The organism is Paenibacillus sp. J2L1-98 (genome assembly GCF_056269405.1).
This window is the reverse complement of the sequence record NZ_JBWDNW010000030.1, coordinates 25,427-43,307: the sequence shown is the minus strand read 5'-3', so window position 1 is coordinate 43,307 and position 17,881 is coordinate 25,427. Positions and strand designations below refer to the sequence as shown.

Here is a 17,881-nt window from a genome sequence, read left to right as displayed (position 1 = left end):
GTTACTTCTCTCGCAGTCGACGGAAAAATTGAGTTAACAGAGACGCGCATTCAGGCTGTAAAATACCACTTGTGAGCTCCGTTTCATGGTTGAAACGGGGCTCTTGCAATAAGTTCATGAGCGTTCCGGCACAACCCGCCTTCGGATCGGTCGTTCCGTATACAACACGTTTAACCCTGGATTGAACAATAGCGCCGGCGCACATTGGACAAGGCTCCAACGTGACATACAACGTACAATCTAACAATCTCCATGCGCCGATGCGATCGCAGGCGTCACGAATGGCCACCATTTCGGCATGCGCGGTTGGATCAAATCGTGTCTCCCGCAAATTGTAGCCTCTCCCGATAATTTCGTTGTTTCTGACAATAACGCACCCGATAGGAACCTCTCCGATTTGCTCGGCTTTTTTAGCTTCTGCAATGGCTTCAAGCATCCAGATCTGATCTTCTTGTTCTCTTATCATAAACAATAACCCCTTTGAAAGTTAATCATTATACAACGAACAAATATTCTGTTGTTAACATGTTGCGGATAACTTTGTGGATAACTTTCGTGATATACACATAGATACTCACAAATTATTCAGAGCTGTGCACAGTACTTGTTGATAATGTGTATAAGTTGTTAATAAAATGTTTTTGTGTAAAAGGATGTGTCATTCATTGTCAATTAAGATGAAGTTCTCTTTCTTGATTACGCTAATTGTATTGACGTTCTTCATTTTCTACCACATGTTAAGTGAATATTCGATGATTCACGGTATGCGGGAGCAGGCGCGTCAATCGATGCAGGATACCTCCATGCATGTTGCAAATTCCTTTTCCTCATACGAGCAGCAGTCGGGCAGGAGCTCCGTTTCCGAAGGAGAAGACCGAACAAGTCCTGAGCAAATCTTAGACATTGTAAAATCGTTAAATCCAAATATAAAGGAAATAACCGTATTTGAGCAAGACTCGTTATTCGTTCTGTTTGGCACCTATACGTATTTGGACTCAACGAACGATAATTCTATGTTAACCGAAGTGAAGAATACCGGCTTTGAGCTGCGAAAAATGCAAATAAACGGAAAGCCCTATTTTCGGAGCTACTATTCAACCGAACAGACGGGCAACTATATTATAAGCGTTGTTTATGACGGTGAAGGAATTAAGCACCTTGTAAGTCAGAGCCGTAATGACTCGCTGATTTATACGGGCATTGCGATGGTGCTCGTGCTCATTATCAGCTATTGGATGGTAGGGGTAATGATCAAGCCGTTAAAGGATATTTTGTGGAAGGTGAACGAGGTTTCTTCTGCGCGCTTTCAGCAACCGATTCGCATTAAGCGCAAGGATGAATTCGGCTTGCTCGCGCTAAAGGTCAATGCGATGTCGCAAAATCTAAGCATATATATGAGCAAGCTGCGAATAGCATTTGAAGAAAACCGGCGTATGAAGGAGCATTTGGAGTCGTTCATTAATCATACGAGCGATGCTATTCACCTTATCGACCTGGAGGGCAAAGTCATTCAAGTAAACCGCGCTTTCGAGCTACTCTTTGGCTATGAAGAGGAGGAAGCAATCGGGCTTTATTATCCGATTCTGCCGGATTCTCATAAAGCGGAGATGAGGCATATGCTGAACCAGCTCCTATCAGGAAAGGTGCTGCCTGCGCAGGAAACGATGCGCATAACCAAGACGGGCGAGATGATCCCGGTTAGCGTTACGATTTCACCTATTCGCGACTCGGATGGAACGATTCGTGCATTTGCCAGCATTTCAAGAGATATGCGCAGCCGCAATAAGATGGAGGAGCTGCTGCGCAGATCGGAGAAGCTCACGACGGTAGGGCAGCTGGCAGCTGGCGTTGCTCATGAAATCCGCAATCCGCTGACGACGCTGCGCGGTTTTCTGCAGCTTCAGCAGGAGAGCAAGAAGCTGACGCTCTCCCATGTGACCCTTATGCTGTCGGAGCTAGACCGGATCAATCTGATTGTTGGAGAGTTTCTGATTTTGGCCAAGCCGCAAGCAACGAAGTTTGTTACAAAGGACGTGAGGAATGTACTGCAGGATGTAATCGCATTAATGAACAGTGAAGCGCTTCTTCACGATATCGAGTTTCTTGTTACTTTTACGGAGGAGCCCTGCCTGATCTCATGCGAGGAGAATCAATTGAAGCAGGTGTTTATTAATTTGTTGAAAAATGCCATTGAATCGATGCCGAACGGGGGACGGATCCATATTCAAATTACGAACAAAAGAGAGTTTATTTCGATTGCAGTTACGGATGAAGGGATGGGTATACCTGCCGATATGATACCGAAAATTGGCGATCCTTTTTTTACAGGCAAGGAAACAGGCACTGGTCTCGGTATTATGGTGAGTCAGCGTATTATTAACAGTCATCGCGGGTCAATGGATATCAAAAGCCTTGTGAATGTCGGAACAACCGTCCATGTGATTCTTCCAGCTTTGAAAGAAGCTAGTGAGAACGTTATACTAGAAGAACAAGCATAGGCCTTGCCTCATGTTGAGGCAGCCGGCTGGAGACTTTCGGCGCTGCGGCAGCAGCCGCGCATGATGATCCATCGGACAAAATTTCCGATTTGGCAGTACATACAACGGGGTGAAGCAGCTTTGAGAATCAATAAGTTTATTAGTGAAACGGGTTATTGCTCCAGACGCGAGGCGGATAAGCTGGTAGACAGCGGACGCGTAACGATCAATGGTGTGAAGGCGCTTCTCGGCAGTCAGGCAGAGCTGGGGGATGATGTGCGTGTCGACGGCCGTAAGATTGGCAAGCAGAGACAGCATGTTTATATTGCGCTCAACAAGCCGGTAGGCATTACGAGTACGACTGAGCTGCATATTAAAGGAAATATTGTCGATTTTGTAGGCCATACCGAGCGTATTTTTCCGATTGGAAGGCTGGATAAGGATTCGGAGGGCTTAATTCTGCTGACGAATGACGGTGATATCGTGAATCCGATTCTTCGATCAGAGGGAAAGCATGAGAAGGAATATTTGGTCACGGTGGACAAACCGGTGACGGAGGCTTTCTTGCAAGGGATGGCAAGCGGCGTTCATATTCTGGGCAGCATGACATTGCCTTGCGTCGTGACGAGAGTGACGGATCGCGTATTCCGGATCATATTAACCGAAGGGCGCAATCGTCAAATTCGTAGAATGTGCGAGGCGTTCGGCTACCATGTAAGAAGGCTGCAGCGTCAGCGGATCATGAACATTCATCTGGGCGGGCTGCAGGTCGGGAAGTGGCGGGATTTGACGGAAGGCGAGAAAGCGGCGCTATTTGAAAATTTAAGCTACGAGCCGGTATAGCATGGCGCAGTTAAACAAAAATCCCCTGCATTAAGCGCGTTTAGCAAATGATGCAGGGGATTTTTGTTTATGCTATTTCACTTTAAGATTTTGAGCATTGGCTGATTCGTTGCGAGTTATCGAAACTTCAACACGGCGGTTTTTGGCGCGGCCTGCCACCGTTTTATTATCGGCAACCGGACGATATTCACCATAGCCGATGGCGCTGAAGCGTACGGGATTCAGGTGTTTATTTTCGAGCAAAATATCCATGAAACGAATGGCCCGCATCGAGCTTAGATCCCAGTTCGACTTGAAGAAGACGGTCGAGATCGGGGTTGTATCGGTATGCCCGGACACGATGACCTCGTAATCAGGATATTGCTGAAGCATTTTGCCGATTGCGACAGCGAGCTCCTTCGATTCCGGTTTAACGTTTGCTTGCGCCGGGGCAAATAACGCGTTGTCGCTAATCGTAATCATGAGCTGGGAAAGGTTAAGCTTCGTTTTCAGATCGGTCGTGAGACCGTTCTTCTCGATATAAGTGTCAACCTTCTTCTTCAGATCTTCAAGATCCTTCTGCTCTTGTTCGATGAGCTTTTGACGGGCTTTCTCTTCGGCCGTTTGATCCTTCGTTTCTTCCTTCGACTGATCCTTTGTGTCGATCACGCCGCCTGCGTCGTCTTGTTTCTTCCCGTCATCTTCACCGCTCTTGACAATTGCCGATTCGGTAAGCACTCCGCTGCCTGTGCTGAGCGCTACGTTGAAGGCTTTGGATAACTCTTCGAATTTTTTCACGTCTACGGAGTTCATGGAATATAACACGATAAAGAGTGCTAGCAGCAGGGTAAGCAAATCGGCGTACGGGATGAGCCAGGATTCGTCAATATGCTCCTCGTGTTGTTCGTGTTTATGTCTTCTGCTCAAGCGGCTCCTTCCTCCTTCTCCCTTAACTTCAATCTTTCTGTAGGGGTAAGGAATACGGACAGCTTCTGATTGATAGCAATCGTCGAAACGCCGGATTGAATGGATAGCAAGCCTTCAACCATCATGAGACGAATTTGAATTTCTTGCTTAGACAAACGCTTCAATTTATTAGAAATGGGATGCCAAAGCACATAACCTGTAAAGATACCAAGCAATGTAGCGATAAATGCACCGGCAATGGCGTGAGCGAGCTTCTCCATATCACTCATATCGGCCAAAGCGGCGATCAAGCCTACAACCGCGCCGAGTACGCCTAGAGTAGGCGCATATGTACCTGCTTGCGTGAAAATAAGCGCGCCAGCCTTATGCCGGTCTTCCGTAGCTGCAATATCCTCAAGCAGAACGTCGCGCACGAAGTCCTGATCGTTGCCGTCAATAATCATGCGCATGCCGTTCCGGAGAAACGTATCTTCAATTTCGTCGACCTTTGCTTCAAGAGCGAGCAAGCCCTCGCGGCGCGTAACGGAAGCCCATTCCATGAAGCGCTGGATCAATTCATCGCGCTGAGGAAGCTTTTGCTCGGTAAATACCATTTTAAATAGCTTGCCGACTTTGGAAAGCTCGGACATGGGAAAGGCAATAAGAACAGAAGCTACGGTTCCTAATATAATAATCATATAAGCAGCAGGATTCAAAAGAGATGACAGGTTTGCTCCCTTTAACACCATCCCTCCGAGTACAGCGACTAACCCTAGAACAAGACCGATAATTGTTGAATTTTTCATCATACACCCCGTCCAAATCATTTTCGACATTTCTCTACTTCTTATATTATCGTCAAATGGGTATTCCGAAGTTAGAGTAAATGGTACGTTTTGAAGGCGTACGCGTTAAAATTTTAAAAAATGCGGTAGAATAGTAGAGAGATGTGTACAAAAATAACGATGATAAAGGTGGTAATCACAAATGGGCGTTAGACATGCGAGAGAATACGCAGATATATTGAAGGATTTGACAGCAGCGGTGGCAGAAATCGAGGGCAGCTATACTTTTTTTGAAATGGAATCGGAGGAGTGGGCTGCGCTGCCTGCCGAGGACCGCTCTGAGGTGATGGAAGCATTGGCGGATGATGTCTTCTTCGGATTGGGTCAGGACCCGGTCATTGCGGTAGGCGGCGGCGTCATTACCTATAACAGCAAGCATCATATTATTGAGGTTTCGCAGGACGATAAAGTAACGCAAATTATTAGATTAATATAATGATCTACATTTCACTCCACTGCGGAAGGCTTATAAACCATACAATGGCATTCGGCAAAGCCGTAGGGAGTCGGGCGCGAATAGGTGTCCGTAATATGGAAGCCAGCTTGCTCATAGGCGCGGGAGGCACGCGTGTTCCAAGCAAGCACCTCTAAATCAATCTCGTTTTGCGGAGCGCGCCGTACAGCCTCGGAGACGATTAGCTGCGTGAAGGCGGGACCGAGCCCCAGGCCGCATAGGTCAGGCCGCAGGCCGAGCCCAAGCCGCGTCACCCCTGTTAAGGGGAAAAACTGCGCAAACCCAATCAGCTTCTGCTGACTATCGATTACTGCAGCATATTGATCCGCTCGAAGGACGGAGTCGCCGAACTCGATTCCGTCCTTTTTCATTTGCTCCCAGGAGGGCCAATTATAAATATCGAATGGCGCTTCATAGGTCCAGCCGCATATTTCCTCCGCATGGCAAGTTTCTAGCGGACATATGGTCATATCAATCGGATCTCGTTTATAATGAGTGGAGCTTGGTTTGTTCGTCACAGGTTGTGTACCTCCGGTCAGATAACTATTCACTTAAAGCTTAACACGAATGAAATAGGTTTATTATATCAGATAGACGCAAGGAGATCGTGCGTAAATAAGGAGAAGCATTAGAATGAAGAAGTTACTTTGGCTTGGCTGCTTGTCATATTTAGTTATAGGGGTTGCTCATGTCGTGGGCGGATCCATATTGGAACAGCTGATGGATCATTACGGCTTGACCTATAAAGACGGCGGGCAATGGATTATGAACCAGTTTCTTGGATTTTTGGTGGGTGTCCTGCTTGCGCCGTCCATTGCAGCGAGAACAGGGAAGAGGGGCGCCGTTCTGCTTGCGGTTGGCTTACTGACGCTCAGTGAAGCGGCTTACAGCCTATTGCTTCCATGGGGCTGGATGCTGGCGATTGGTCCTTTGGCGGGATTCGGCTTCGGTATGACGGAGGCTGTCGTCGGCGCGCTGATCATCGATATGGCGAAGAACGGAAAGGCAGCGGCAATGAGCCGGTTGGAAACCTTTTTTGGCGTAGGCGCCTTATTGATTCCGATTGCGGCCGCTTACCTGATTCAGCAAAGCGTCTGGCAAATTTCCTTCCCCATACTAGCCGCGATGGCAGGAATCACGTTTGTGCTGTGGCTGACGATGTCATTCGGAGAGCTGGACGACCAGCTTGGACTTAATTCACGCGCAGCGGCAGAGCAGGGCAAACCTAATGATTCTGCCGAGTCGTTTGCTGCAAGATCAGAAGCGACTGTCTTCTTCGGATATCCGCGGAAAGCGCTGCCGTTTCTATTGCTGTCGGCGCTGTTTTTTATGATCTATGTCGGAATGGAAATGAGCTTCTCTAACTATTTGCCGTCGATTCTCATCATTCGCTCGGGCGTTGAGGAATCCAGTGCGGCAGCCGTACTCAGCTTATTCTGGGGCACGATGGTGCTTGGCCGTTTATTTGCTGGCGTGCTTGCAGACCGGATGGGATATTCACGCTACTTATTCATCGCTACGGCAGGAGCTTCGGTCGTATTTGTTTTGATGGCGGTCATGGGACAGCTTAGCTGGATACTGGCGTTGGTAGCGCTAAGCGGCTTGTTCTTCTCGGGTATTTTCGGCATCGCCCTTGTTTATGCCAATGAGCTCATTCCGGGAATGACCGAGCGGACAACAAGCCTGCTGGTAGCATGCGGCGGCCTTGGAGGTGCTGTTTTTCCGCGAGTGACGGGCTGGTTTATGGACCAGTACAATGTGCAGTCCACCTTGTGGTACATTAGCGTACTCGTTGTGCTGATGCTGCTTCTGCTCGCGGCTATGCTCGTTCTCGGAAGAAAACAGGCGGGGCGCAGATCATTAGTTTTAGGTGGGGCGCAAGGGAGCTAGGCCGCTGCTCATAATACATGCGAAAAACCTCTATATCCGCTGTTTCGAAGCGGGTATAGAGGTTTATTTATATGGCAAATAAGAAATCGTATGCTGTTCAGTCAATCATTCGGATTATGAACCCGCCCGCTGCTTAAGTATCGTCTTATATACCTCGATAGCTCGTGCCCGGGACGCTTTCAGATCAACGATGGCGCCGCTTTGCGGCTTATGAATCTCTTTGTCCGTGAGATGGGCTAAATGAGGCAGCCAGTGCCGGATATAGCTGCCGCTGGGATCATGCGTCCGCGACTGTGTCTCCGGGTTCATAATGCGGAAATAAGGCGCAGCATCATAGCCTAGCGATGAGCACCACAGCCAGCCGCCGCGGTTAAGCGTATTGTCATAATCGCTTAGGTGCAGACGGAAATGCTGCTCGCCAAGCGTAAACGGGCACAGCAGGTTTTTAGTTAAAAACATGGCCGCAACCATTCGCAAGCGGCCTGGCAGCTCACCCGTACGGTTCAGCTGCGTCATGGCCGCGTCAATAATCGGAATGCCGGTCGCAGCAGCTGCCCACGCCTGCAGATGAGTATCCGAGAGCGGTGACAAATCAACCAGCTGTTCATATCGGAAGTAATCATCATGATACATCGCTTGGTACAAATAGAAATCACGCCATGCCAGCTGGCGAATCCATGTCTCGGCCCCGGGCAGCCCTTGCGTAAGCTCGTAGGCGTGGCGGGCCGAGATGGCGCCGGTGTTCAAGAAGCGGGCGAGACCGCTGGCATAATCGTCCGCGTAAGCGTCGCGGCTATTTGCGTAGGAGGCGAGGCGCTCACGCGCGAAGCGATCCAGCTTGATTAACGATTTTTGAGCCCCTTCAACACAAGTGCCGCCAAGTGCGCAAGAAATAAACTCTGGCAGCGCGAATGATAGCGCGACCTTGCTGTTCATTTCTCTTACGGTAGACAGCTCCTGAATCATTGTTCCGCTCATTGGACGATAGCATTCCCGCATATAGCTGCTCCACATGCGATAGAAGGGCGTAAACACTTTATAAGGCGCAGGCCGCCGTGCGAATGCAGGAAAAGCTTCTAAATCAGCAAGCGGCGCATCTGCAATCGACATCCAGCGCCGGCCCAGCCTGCGCGCTGCCTGCTGCAGCTGCTCATCGCGCCTAAGCGAGTAGGGCGTGTAGTCCGCATGAACGACGACTTCTTCGATGGGATGCGTTTGCAGCAGAGCTTCGGTAATCAAAACGGGATCCCCGTACAGCACATGCAGTTCTTTGTCCGCATTGGAATAGCTGTGCAGGAGTGAAGCGGCTTGCGCCAAAAAATTTCGGCCGCTGTGGCTGGTCAGCCGGCCTTCGCCCGTGAGGACGGGATCTATGATGAGCAAATGAATGCCATGTGTATCTTTGTTTTTCAAATAATCAAATGCGCGCAAATCTGCGGTGCGCAAATCCTTGCGGTGAATAAACAAATACATCGGCATTTCTCCTTCCTATACCGCAGAGCAGTGCGGCATAATCAGCTTGAAATAAAACAGCAAAGCCGCATGTCATTTGTCGACGGTGGACAAATAACTGCGGCTTTGCTGGGTGAGTCTACCCTTGCAACCCTCGATGAGAGGAGTTAGGTCACTCTATTGTCCGTTAGCATATGCTTAGAGGGAATCCGTATCCATGACACGACGGGCAGTCACGTAACGGTCTACATAATAGGAGGAATTAAGTTTGTCTGTTACAACGCCTCTGCTGGAGGACGAATGTGCAAACTTGCCATTTCCGATGTATATGCCAACATGGGAAACGGTGCTGTTGTTGCCACCGACTGTGTCGAAGAACACAAGATCTCCCGGAAGTAGGTCAGCCTTAGCGACCTTCGTGCCTGTTTTTGCTTGCGAACCGGATGTGCGAGGAAGGTCAACGCCCAATTTGTCGAACACGTAGCTCGTAAAACCGGAGCAGTCAAAGCCATTCGACGACGTTCCGCCGCTTCTGTACGGAGTACCAATAAGATCACTGATAGTTCCGTTCAGTTTTGAGTCTGCGAAAGCGCTACCCGCCTGGAAAGCGAGTACGAGAACGAGACCCAGGAGTAATGCGGTAATCTTCTTCAATTGTGAAACTCCTTCCAGTGCCGACGAGGTTAGCTGTGGGGTTCGGTTGAAGGCTCCCTATGATTCCTCAGGCGCTGAGAAAACTCAGACGTCGGAATCAATTCACCCAGAGTGGTTCCCCCGTTTCCCGATAGGGAATTAGGCAGTTTTTTCATGCTCCTGAGAATTATTCGATTATTTTCATTGATCTCCTGCCTTTACTGGCAAATTCTAATAATTCTCATGTAACCTTTTGACAATTTAGTTCGTTTAAACGACTTTTGTGTAATATAAACACTCATTTGTAGTCTTTTCTAGCTAAATGTGACGAAACTAATTCATTAATTATGTAGATATCATGTAAATGATACCGGATTGTCCCTGCGGCACCTCTCCGCGTAGATTAGCCTAAAGTCCCGAAAGCTGCGGTGTTTTACTGTTTACAAACGAAAGATTAAAAAAATTCATACAAAAAACCTCCGGTCAGCCGGAGGTTTTATTGTAGTTTCAGGTTTTACATCATTCGGATGCGCGCTTTATTTTGCGGTAATGACCTTCTCGGAGATGAGCTGCGGATCGCCGTTCTTTTGTTCCATCCAGAACCGCAGCTTGTATTTGCCCGAGTATTTAAAATCATAGGAGATGACTTTCGAGCTGAACCAAAAGGTGTCTTTTTCGACAAATTGCTTAAAATCAGCATCATCCTGGCTGCGGCTGTCAATCGTCGTTTCTTTATCGTTAGGGTCAACAATCGTGACCTTGAATTCGGAGATGGCGACATTCAAATTATCGATTTGCGCTTGTACTAAAAATTTCTGAACAGCCCCTTTTTCAACCTGTCCAAACATGGTTCGCTTCTCATTCATCAGAAACATATGGACGTTGGGCTTCTGAATGACCAGCTTCTTCTCGCTGCCCTTCCATTGAATGAACGCTTGCATGGAATCGCTTAAGGAACGGATATTGATGTACACCTTATCATCTACCAGTAAACCATCTTCTACCGATTGTTTATTATTATAAATCAGCGTTACTTTTTGGAGTAATTTGTCGGCTGCAACGAGCGAACCCCCCGATAAGAGCAATACCATCGATATTATAATCAATTTTTTACGCATCATTTACATGTATCCCCCATTATTCATTTTCTTACAAATATTTATACAGAAATGTAATCATTTAGTTGCGGTCGGTTTTGAAATAAAAAAAGCCCCGTATCCACGGGCGAACCGTGGAGCCGAAGGCTTCTTCATCCTGCGTTTATTTCGATTGCAGGCATTCATATTGCGAGGCTATGGTCCATACCTTCATGAGCGTACGAATCAGGTGATAGCCCTGATGCAGGATGAGCGCGAACAAGCCGGCCCAGAGCATCGATATGCCGGTGACTACGAGTCCTGCGGCAGCTCCGATCCCCCACATGATGAGTGAGATGGCCGCATAGGAGAGAAAGTTCCGGAGAGCGTGCCATAAGGAACGGAATACGCCTTCGCCGGATGCAGCGCCGAACTGCATGGCTAGAAATAACAAATGCAGCACTGTGCTCCACAGCAGCCATAGTGATGCGCCAGGCAGCACCGCTTGCAGCAGTTCCGGGATGGAGCCGCTCTCCAGAAGTGCGTCGAGCGAGCGGGGCATCAGCCACCAGGCAGGAGCCAGCGATAAGACAGCTTCTATCCAGTAGAGCAGGACAACGGGCTTCCACGTTTTGCGGATGCCCTCCAGAAACCGGGTTCTCCCCTCCGATCTCGTTTGATTGAGCGAGTAGAACAAGCCGGCGTTAAACAAAGGCGTCAGCAGCATCCTGGCAAACAACAGACCGCCTAACGTCCAGACATACGGGGTGATCAGATCGGTTTTGAGCAGCTGGAATTGGGCTTCGGTCATGAAGAGCTGAGCAGCCGTATCAGAAGGATAGGAGCCCGGGTACCGCCGCAGCAGCGGCGAGACGACCGAGTCAATGAAACGATAAAGGAAAAATCCCCATAGCAGCTGATACAGAAACAATAATATAACAAGGTAAAAATGTTTAACCGCTAGCCGCCAGCCTTGCTTCAAATGTATTTTCATTGTTAATCGCTCCTTGAACGCAATTACTTACCAGCTCAGCGACCCGAGCAGACCTTCAATAAGATTGACTACTCCAAGGCTCCATCTCGTGCGCGTATCCTCCGGCAGCTGGGCCTGCATATAGTTGTTAATGAGCTTGTTGTCGAGGACGTTGCTGTAATTCGGATCGACGATCGCCCATTCGAGCGGAGCGGAATGCAGCTGCTTGAATTGAATGTGAGTTTCTTCGGCATTCCACAGCTTCGTTAGTTTGGTGCCGTCGGTGAACTGCAGCACGACCTTGATGTCGCCGTTGCTGCCGCCGTTCTTTTTGACAAGCACGACCGATTCGTACATCTTGTTCCCATCCTGAGTGACGGGACGAACATGGATCGATTCGATCGAGAAGTCAGCCATCTGGCTGCCGTAAACGTATCGGCTGAAATAATCATGCCATTTCGTCTTCGTAACTTGATCGACCACGCGCTGGAAGTCGGCAGTAGAAGGGTGCTTGAACTTAAATTTTTGGAAATACGTACGTAAAATTTTTTGCATCGTTCTAGAGCCTACCTGATTCTCAATGCCAATGAGCACGAGCTTCGCCCTCATGTACACGTTCTCGGCGTATTGCGAGTGGCTGCCGTATGACCAGGATTGCTGCTTAAGCGGTGCGGGGTCGGTCATGTAGCTGGCCTCCACCCGCAAATTCGCTTCCAATCCGTATGCGGTCTCCATCACCTTGTCCTCGGCGTAGGATGTAAAGCCTTCGTCCAGCCAAGCCTCCTCGAACTCATTGGAGGCGACCATTCCATACCAGTATTGGTGCCCGATTTCATGCACGACCGTTCGCTCTAAATCGTAGCCGGGATTTTGTTTCTCGGCTGCGAATGCCGTGATGAGCGTCGGATACTCCATGCCTCCAGCTCCGTTCGCCCCTTTGGGAGGCACGACGATAGACAACGTGCTGTAGGGGTATTCCCCGTACCATTTCGCGTAGCTTGAGAGAGCGGATTTGGCGGCGTGCATATAGCGATCCTTAAGGGCGGCATGCGCCGGATCGAGATAGAGCTTAATCCGTACGCCGGGAATGCCCGTATCGGAGTAGGCGGTCTCTTCGTAGACGAAGTCCGGCGACGCCGACCAAGCAAAGTCATGAACGTCATCGGCATAAAATTGGTAAACCTTCGTTTGATCCTTCATTTCAATCGCTTTCGTTTGGAAGCCGGTTGCCGCGACCGTGTAGGCTTCCGGTACTGTAATCCGAACGCTGTATATGCCGAAGTCGCTGTAAAACTCGGAGTTTCCATGATATTGGTGAACGTTCCAGCCTTCAGCCGTACGTCCCCTTGTACCGACCGTTTCGTATACGGCAATTTTGGGAAACCACTGTCCCGCCATCACGAATTGTCCGGAGTAGCCCATTCTAGCAAACACCTCTGGCAGCTTCACATCGTACCCCATGCGGAGCGTAACGGACTTGCCCGGAGCGATAGGCTCTGGCAGCCGTATTTTGGCTAAGGTGAAGTCATCGGCATTGCCGTCGTCGGGCTGCACGTACTGCAGACGAGGCAGCAGGCTTTCGCCGTTAAGCGTTTCTAGCGTAAGCAGCTTCATATAGCCATGGCTGTTCGTGGTTGCTTTGTCCTCGCGCAGCTTGCCTCCGGATTCTTGCATGAACGTCGTTTTGTCTGATTGGAAAGCATTCGGGTACAGGTGGAAATAGAGCTCGGACACTGTTTTTTTGCCGGGGTTGGTCCAGGTTACCGTCTGGTCGCCGATTAATTGCTTCGTATCGCCAAGTAAATGAACGTTGATATGGTACTCAACGATACGGTTGCTTAGTGATTGCGGCTTAGGCGTCATGACCGTATTCGGCTCCTGCACGAGCGGCGGCTTGGCCGTATTTTGGGCAGGGGCCGGTGTTTGCTTGGCTTTGGCGGCGGGGGCGAAAGCATATGTATATTGGGATTGCCAAGCAGTCCCGAAGCCTTGCTGCACAGACAGGCCGAGCAGTACGACTGCGAGTATTACGAGTAAAATTCGTTTGAAATAGCGTGGAGTCATTGAACGTTTCCCTCCCGTTGACAAGCATCTACAGCATGTATATGTTTGCTTTTCAAGGATTATTAGCTAAAATGGAATTATTGTATCGGGGAAGGTGTGAATGCGCATGACGGAAGAACAAGGACAGCCGGCTCAGCCGGAAAAGAAGGAAAAGAAATCACTGTCGCTCAACGTAGTGAGCAACAAACAACATAAAGGCTTCGGGGCGGGAACGATCGATTTGAGCGCTGTATCCTGCGTCATTATTGATGAGGGCGTCGCTTATATCGACGTTGGCGCCATGCATGCGAAGAGCAAGGTGGAGCGCGGCATTAAGTTTACGCCGAACAAAGAGGATACGCCGAATGGCCGTCAATGCTGGATCGTGTGGGTAGCGGTCGACCGTAATGAGGAAGGATCTTATTATGCAGGCGCGACGGCCTGCGAGATGCTGATCGACTCCGAGGCGCGCCGCGGGTGGAAGATACTGGCTGACCACGTAAACAAGCTGGATCATGCGATCAAACGACGCTACAATTTGACAGAGCTTGGCGATGTAGAGAAAGCGGCGCTGCGCAAGCTGCTTACCGAGAATAACTTAGAGTGGTGGGATCGTTCGCCGGAAGAGCTTAAACAGGCTTTGAACGTGTAGCGGCGAGCGCGATCAAGCGCGACATAGGCGTAAGCGCCAATAAAGGATGAGAACCTCATCGTTCGTAAGGCTAATCTTGCGGATGATGAGGTTTTTCGTATTTTTAGAGGCTGTTGGAATCGTATGAAAAAATTTTTTTGGATTAAGTGCAGGGGAATAGCGCCTGGCTGACGTCTATAGATTGGGAAGGGGGGGAGCGACATTCAAGACGAGGATTGGATCAGAGCGGTGCAAGAGGGCGGGCCCGAGCATTATGGCCCTTTCGTACAGGCGTATGGTCCTTATATATATAGAACGGTCTTCGCAGTCCTTCATTCTCCGCATGATGCGGAGGATATAACGCAGGAAGTGCTGCTGCAAATTTATCGTTCCCTTCCGGATTGCCGATTGGACGGGCTGAAGACGTGGATTACCCGCATTGCCGTTAATCGAGCGATCGATTTCAAGAGAAGCAAGGCGCGCAGGCCCGAGGAGCTGTCGGATAGCGAAGCGATGAGCGAGAAAATGCATGATGATGCCGCCGCGGCGATGCCTGCAGCCGAGCTGGTAGCCATCAAGCAAGCGGATAGGCGGCAGGTTCGCGAGCGCGTAGAAGAAATGCCCGAAAACTACCGGGAAGTCATAAACGCTTATTATATGGAAGACAAGTCGTATGAACAGATAGCGGCCGAAACCGGGCTGGAGCGCAAAAGCGTAGAGTCCAGGCTGTACCGGGCAAGAAGCTGGATGAAGCGCCACTGGCGGAAGGAGGATTTCGAATGAGGAATGAGCATGTATCGCCGGATCAAATGATCCGATATGTGAATGGCACGCTCGCAGAAGCTGAGCGTGTACAGGTAGAGCAGCAGATGACAGCTTGCGATTGCTGCTTAAATCACTTTATTGCTGCAGTTGAATCGTCCGAAGACGAGGTGGAGTCAGTCTTTCCGAGCCATGTAAACGAACCTCAGCTTCCTGATATGGAGCAGTTAGAGAAGCGGGTCGTTGCGCAGCTGTTAAGCGAGGAGAGCATTCATCAAGCCCAGACTGACTGCCTTAGAACGTCCAGCGCTCTACAGGAGAAATCTCCCCGCCTTCGTGCTTGGCTTCAGCATCCGGTAACGCATTATACCATTGCTGCGTCCATTACGCTGCTGCTGCTTGTCACCGGTACCTTTGCCTCCTTCTCTCAGAAGCTGGCTCAGCTCGATATGAATGAGAATGTACAGCAGGCTGTACCGCCGTACCCGCCGATGGCAGCTGGCAAGCATTCGGAATCATGGTCGGACAAAATAGTCGATCAAACAGGGTCGTGGCTGGACGGCCTGAGAGCGACCCGCTATAAATAAATGAAAAATGAGGAAATGGAAAGGAATGATTCAAGCATGAATAAAAGCCCGTTAACGGCGTTTTTGCTTTCTTTTATACCCGGCGTTGGGCATGGCTATTTGGGCCGTCCTGTACGTGCCATATTATACGGAGGAGCTTTTTTTGGCCCAATTGGGATGTTTATTTTATTGATGATTACGAATGCGGGTGTCGATGATGGTTTTCTCGTCTTTCTGATGTTCATAGCCGCTATGTCCGGGATTATTAACATGCTCGATATGGTCTTTACCCTGATCAAAGGCAATGGATTATCGTCACATCCGGTTCAGCAGCATCCATTCGAGCATTCTGCCGATCATTTTGGCCCAGGAGCTGTATTGTTTGAGCGGGAGCATCAGCGCGAGAAATCGCGTATAATCCTGTTCTCCCTCGTGCCGGGTCTTGGCCATATGAGTATGGGGCTTATGCAGCGCGGGATCACATTGCTCATTTCGTTCATCGGCTGGTTCGCGATTATCGTCTTCTTAAGCACTATTATTCACAGAGGAGAGCTGCTCGTCTTTTTGCTCGCGCTGCCAATCATCTGGGTGTACAGCATGTTTGACGCGATCAGACAGCTTCACGCGAAGCAGCGCGGAGAGCATCTTGTGGATCGTGCTATATTCGAAGATATGGAATCGTATATCGCTTCGGGGCGCAAAAGTAAGGTGCTGGCTATCGCATTGTCGATTTTCCCGGGCGCAGGCCATCTCTATCTAGGCTTGCAGAAGCGGGGGCTGCAGCTTATGGGCGGCTTTCTCTTAACTATTTATATAATGGACAATTTGCGGCTGTCTCTATTTTTTTTCCTGCTTCCGCTGTTCTGGTGCTTCGCGTTCTTTGATGCCATGCAGCAGACGTCCCGCTACGAGCGTCAGACGCTTACCGATGAGCCGGTGCTGACGCAGCTTGTTCCTTATCAGCGCTGGTTCGGCATTGGGCTGCTTGGGTTTGGCGTTTACTATTTGCTTGATCGTGTAGCCGCTGAGTTCACTTCCCACTTTTCAAACGAGCTTTACTCGCAGTACATGCAGATCAAATATATGATTCCGACGGCTGTTGTGGCATTCGTTATGATTATTGTCGGCTTGCGTCTAGTCTTTGGAAGCAGAGCGGCTGCCGATATTAGAAAAGGAGCTCCGCCTGCAATCCCTGCTCCGCTGCATAAGCGGGAGGGGGAGTCGTAATGAACACAGTGAACATGGCGAATGAAGCGGTTAATCGGCCGGAAGGCGTGCGCACCTGGCGCGTCGGCTCGCTATCGATGGGCGTAACGCTGATGCTAATGGGAACTGCGCTAGCAGTATCCCTCTGGCAAGACATCAGAGCATATGAGATGCTCCTGTGGGTAGCGCCGGTAGTATTTATTATGCTGGGAGCGGAGCTGCTGCTCTACCTGAAATTTTCCGGCAGCGAGCGGGCAATCGTGCGTTACGACTGGATAAGCGTCTTTTTTGTTGGCATGATCGGCGCGGCGAGCCTTGGACTTGCCCTGCTCATGTCAACCGGCTTATTCGATGAGCTGCAGCGAGGACTGCATATGACGCAGCGAACGGCGTTTGTTGATACGAGGGCGGTGAAGGTGCCTGCAGAGATTAACAAAATTGTCATACATTCGTTAGGCGGTGTTCAATTCGGAGAGACAGATACGCGCGAGCTGCAGCTTTTTGGGCAAATTCGCTACAGATCTTCCGAGAAGCTTGAGCGGCTGGACGATAAAATGCTGCAAACCCGTATCGTCGGCACGACCATGTACGTCATGATCGGGTCGGCCGATCACCGGGATGGCGGCATTATTTCCGAAACGGTAATTCCCGAGCTAACGCTAATTGTACCGAAAGGCGTAGAGCTGGTAGAGCGGGGGCGCTAGTTAATTCGCAGCGTTAAGCTGCCGGTTTGGAATAGAAAAAAAGCTGCACCATTGTCGCAATGACATTGGCGCAGCTTTTTTATGAGTATCTCATCGTATTGCAGAATATTATGCTACCGCATTGTAGGTCATAATCCAGATGGAGCCCGCGACGATCGTCAGCAAAATGACGAGCCCGAAAATAAGCGCCATCAGGTTGAAACGCGGCTTCTCCTCATCCCGGATGTGCATGAAGAAGACCAGCTGAACGGCGAACTGCAGAACGGCCATCACGAGGATGAGCACGGTTGTGGCCGTTTTACTCAGCAGATCATTCATCACGACAACGAGCGGAATGATCGTCAGAATGATGGAGAATAGGAAGCCGATAACGTAAGACTTCATTGATCCGCCATGGGATCCGTGCTCGCCGTCATGGGCATGCGTGTTGTGCTTTTCCAT

General features: G+C 49.7%; 19 protein-coding genes and 1 riboswitch. Of the genes, 9 read left to right on the top strand and 10 right to left on the bottom strand.

The window, feature by feature from the left end:
- Position 1: 1 nt before the first annotated feature.
- The gene (gene tadA / locus AC0YNZ_RS28790; RefSeq protein WP_110774090.1) at positions 2 to 466 is read right to left on the bottom strand and encodes a tRNA adenosine(34) deaminase TadA; all 465 of its coding nucleotides are present in this window, start codon (positions 464 to 466) and stop codon (positions 2 to 4) included.
- 199 nt (positions 467 to 665) lie between these two features.
- Here tadA and AC0YNZ_RS28785 point away from each other — a divergent pair, with 199 nt between their 5' ends.
- Together AC0YNZ_RS28785 and rluF are read left to right on the top strand one after the other, a co-directional pair.
- Positions 666 to 2,498, top strand: coding sequence for a PAS domain S-box protein (locus AC0YNZ_RS28785; RefSeq protein WP_475829832.1), 1,833 nt, complete (start codon positions 666 to 668; stop codon positions 2,496 to 2,498).
- Positions 2,499 to 2,618: 120 nt separating this feature from the next.
- Complete coding sequence (rluF, locus tag AC0YNZ_RS28780) at positions 2,619 to 3,320, top strand: 23S rRNA pseudouridine(2604) synthase RluF (protein WP_475829853.1); 702 nt, start codon at positions 2,619 to 2,621, stop codon at positions 3,318 to 3,320.
- Positions 3,321 to 3,392: 72 nt separating this feature from the next.
- On the opposite strand, the gene AC0YNZ_RS28775 is transcribed toward rluF, so the two are convergent.
- Both AC0YNZ_RS28775 and motA read right to left on the bottom strand, forming a co-directional pair.
- Positions 3,393 to 4,226 carry a flagellar motor protein MotB gene (locus AC0YNZ_RS28775; protein ID WP_475829831.1) on the bottom strand — a complete coding sequence of 278 codons (834 nt, stop codon included), beginning with the start codon at positions 4,224 to 4,226 and terminating at the stop codon, positions 3,393 to 3,395.
- Positions 4,223 to 5,011 carry a flagellar motor stator protein MotA gene (gene motA, locus AC0YNZ_RS28770; RefSeq protein WP_475829852.1) on the bottom strand — a complete coding sequence of 263 codons (789 nt, stop codon included), beginning with the start codon at positions 5,009 to 5,011 and terminating at the stop codon, positions 4,223 to 4,225. Before motA ends, AC0YNZ_RS28775 begins: the two co-directional genes overlap by 4 nt.
- Positions 5,012 to 5,192: 181 nt before the next feature.
- On the opposite strand from motA, the gene AC0YNZ_RS28765 reads away from it, so the two are divergent.
- Positions 5,193 to 5,486, top strand: coding sequence for a hypothetical protein (locus AC0YNZ_RS28765; protein ID WP_110774093.1), 294 nt, complete (start codon positions 5,193 to 5,195; stop codon positions 5,484 to 5,486).
- Positions 5,487 to 5,497: 11 nt separating this feature from the next.
- Here the strand turns inward: AC0YNZ_RS28765 and AC0YNZ_RS28760 are convergent, their stop codons facing one another.
- Positions 5,498 to 5,974 carry a GNAT family N-acetyltransferase gene (locus AC0YNZ_RS28760; protein WP_475829851.1) on the bottom strand — a complete coding sequence of 159 codons (477 nt, stop codon included), beginning with the start codon at positions 5,972 to 5,974 and terminating at the stop codon, positions 5,498 to 5,500.
- Positions 5,975 to 6,137: 163 nt separating this feature from the next.
- On the opposite strand from AC0YNZ_RS28760, the gene AC0YNZ_RS28755 reads away from it, so the two are divergent.
- Entirely contained in the window at positions 6,138 to 7,394 is a 1,257-nt protein-coding gene (locus AC0YNZ_RS28755; RefSeq protein ID WP_475829830.1) for an MFS transporter, read from the top strand.
- A 114-nt stretch (positions 7,395 to 7,508) separates the two neighbouring features.
- On the opposite strand, the gene AC0YNZ_RS28750 is transcribed toward AC0YNZ_RS28755, so the two are convergent.
- The 5 genes from AC0YNZ_RS28750 to AC0YNZ_RS28730 all read right to left on the bottom strand — a co-directional run bounded on the left by AC0YNZ_RS28750 (position 7,509) and on the right by AC0YNZ_RS28730 (position 13,592).
- Positions 7,509 to 8,867, bottom strand: coding sequence for an FAD-binding domain-containing protein (locus AC0YNZ_RS28750; RefSeq protein ID WP_475829829.1), 1,359 nt, complete (start codon positions 8,865 to 8,867; stop codon positions 7,509 to 7,511).
- A 177-nt stretch (positions 8,868 to 9,044) separates the two neighbouring features.
- The gene (locus AC0YNZ_RS28745) at positions 9,045 to 9,500 is read right to left on the bottom strand and encodes a C40 family peptidase (RefSeq protein ID WP_475829828.1); all 456 of its coding nucleotides are present in this window, start codon (positions 9,498 to 9,500) and stop codon (positions 9,045 to 9,047) included.
- A 3-nt stretch (positions 9,501 to 9,503) separates the two neighbouring features.
- Positions 9,504 to 9,655, bottom strand: a riboswitch (cyclic di-AMP (ydaO/yuaA leader).
- 360 nt (positions 9,656 to 10,015) lie between these two features.
- Positions 10,016 to 10,600: a hypothetical protein gene (locus AC0YNZ_RS28740; protein ID WP_475829827.1), complete on the bottom strand. Its 585-nt coding sequence runs from the start codon at positions 10,598 to 10,600 to the stop codon at positions 10,016 to 10,018.
- A gap of 139 nt (positions 10,601 to 10,739) precedes the next feature.
- Positions 10,740 to 11,549, bottom strand: a complete 810-nt coding sequence (locus AC0YNZ_RS28735; protein ID WP_475829826.1) for a hypothetical protein — start codon at positions 11,547 to 11,549, stop codon at positions 10,740 to 10,742.
- 27 nt (positions 11,550 to 11,576) lie between these two features.
- Entirely contained in the window at positions 11,577 to 13,592 is a 2,016-nt protein-coding gene (locus AC0YNZ_RS28730; RefSeq protein WP_475829825.1) for a M1 family metallopeptidase, read from the bottom strand.
- Between the two features lie 106 nt (positions 13,593 to 13,698).
- On the opposite strand from AC0YNZ_RS28730, the gene AC0YNZ_RS28725 reads away from it, so the two are divergent.
- From AC0YNZ_RS28725 to AC0YNZ_RS28705, 5 genes are all read left to right on the top strand, one after another.
- A complete protein-coding gene (locus AC0YNZ_RS28725) occupies positions 13,699 to 14,223 on the top strand; it encodes a YwhD family protein (protein ID WP_475829824.1) in 525 nt (174 codons plus the stop codon).
- A 228-nt stretch (positions 14,224 to 14,451) separates the two neighbouring features.
- A complete protein-coding gene (locus AC0YNZ_RS28720; RefSeq protein ID WP_110774100.1) occupies positions 14,452 to 14,985 on the top strand; it encodes a sigma-70 family RNA polymerase sigma factor in 534 nt (177 codons plus the stop codon).
- Complete coding sequence (locus AC0YNZ_RS28715) at positions 14,982 to 15,551, top strand: hypothetical protein (protein ID WP_475829823.1); 570 nt, start codon at positions 14,982 to 14,984, stop codon at positions 15,549 to 15,551. Before AC0YNZ_RS28720 ends, AC0YNZ_RS28715 begins: the two co-directional genes overlap by 4 nt.
- A gap of 36 nt (positions 15,552 to 15,587) precedes the next feature.
- Positions 15,588 to 16,757 (top strand): hypothetical protein, encoded by a 1,170-nt coding sequence (locus AC0YNZ_RS28710; RefSeq protein ID WP_475829822.1) that lies wholly within the window; start codon positions 15,588 to 15,590, stop codon positions 16,755 to 16,757.
- On the top strand, positions 16,757 to 17,440 hold the full coding sequence (locus AC0YNZ_RS28705) for a hypothetical protein (RefSeq protein ID WP_475829821.1): 684 nt from the start codon (positions 16,757 to 16,759) through the stop codon (positions 17,438 to 17,440). Before AC0YNZ_RS28710 ends, AC0YNZ_RS28705 begins: the two co-directional genes overlap by 1 nt.
- 108 nt (positions 17,441 to 17,548) lie before the next feature.
- Here the strand turns inward: AC0YNZ_RS28705 and cyoD are convergent, their stop codons facing one another.
- Positions 17,549 to 17,881 carry a cytochrome o ubiquinol oxidase subunit IV gene (gene cyoD / locus AC0YNZ_RS28700; protein ID WP_475829820.1) on the bottom strand — a complete coding sequence of 111 codons (333 nt, stop codon included), beginning with the start codon at positions 17,879 to 17,881 and terminating at the stop codon, positions 17,549 to 17,551.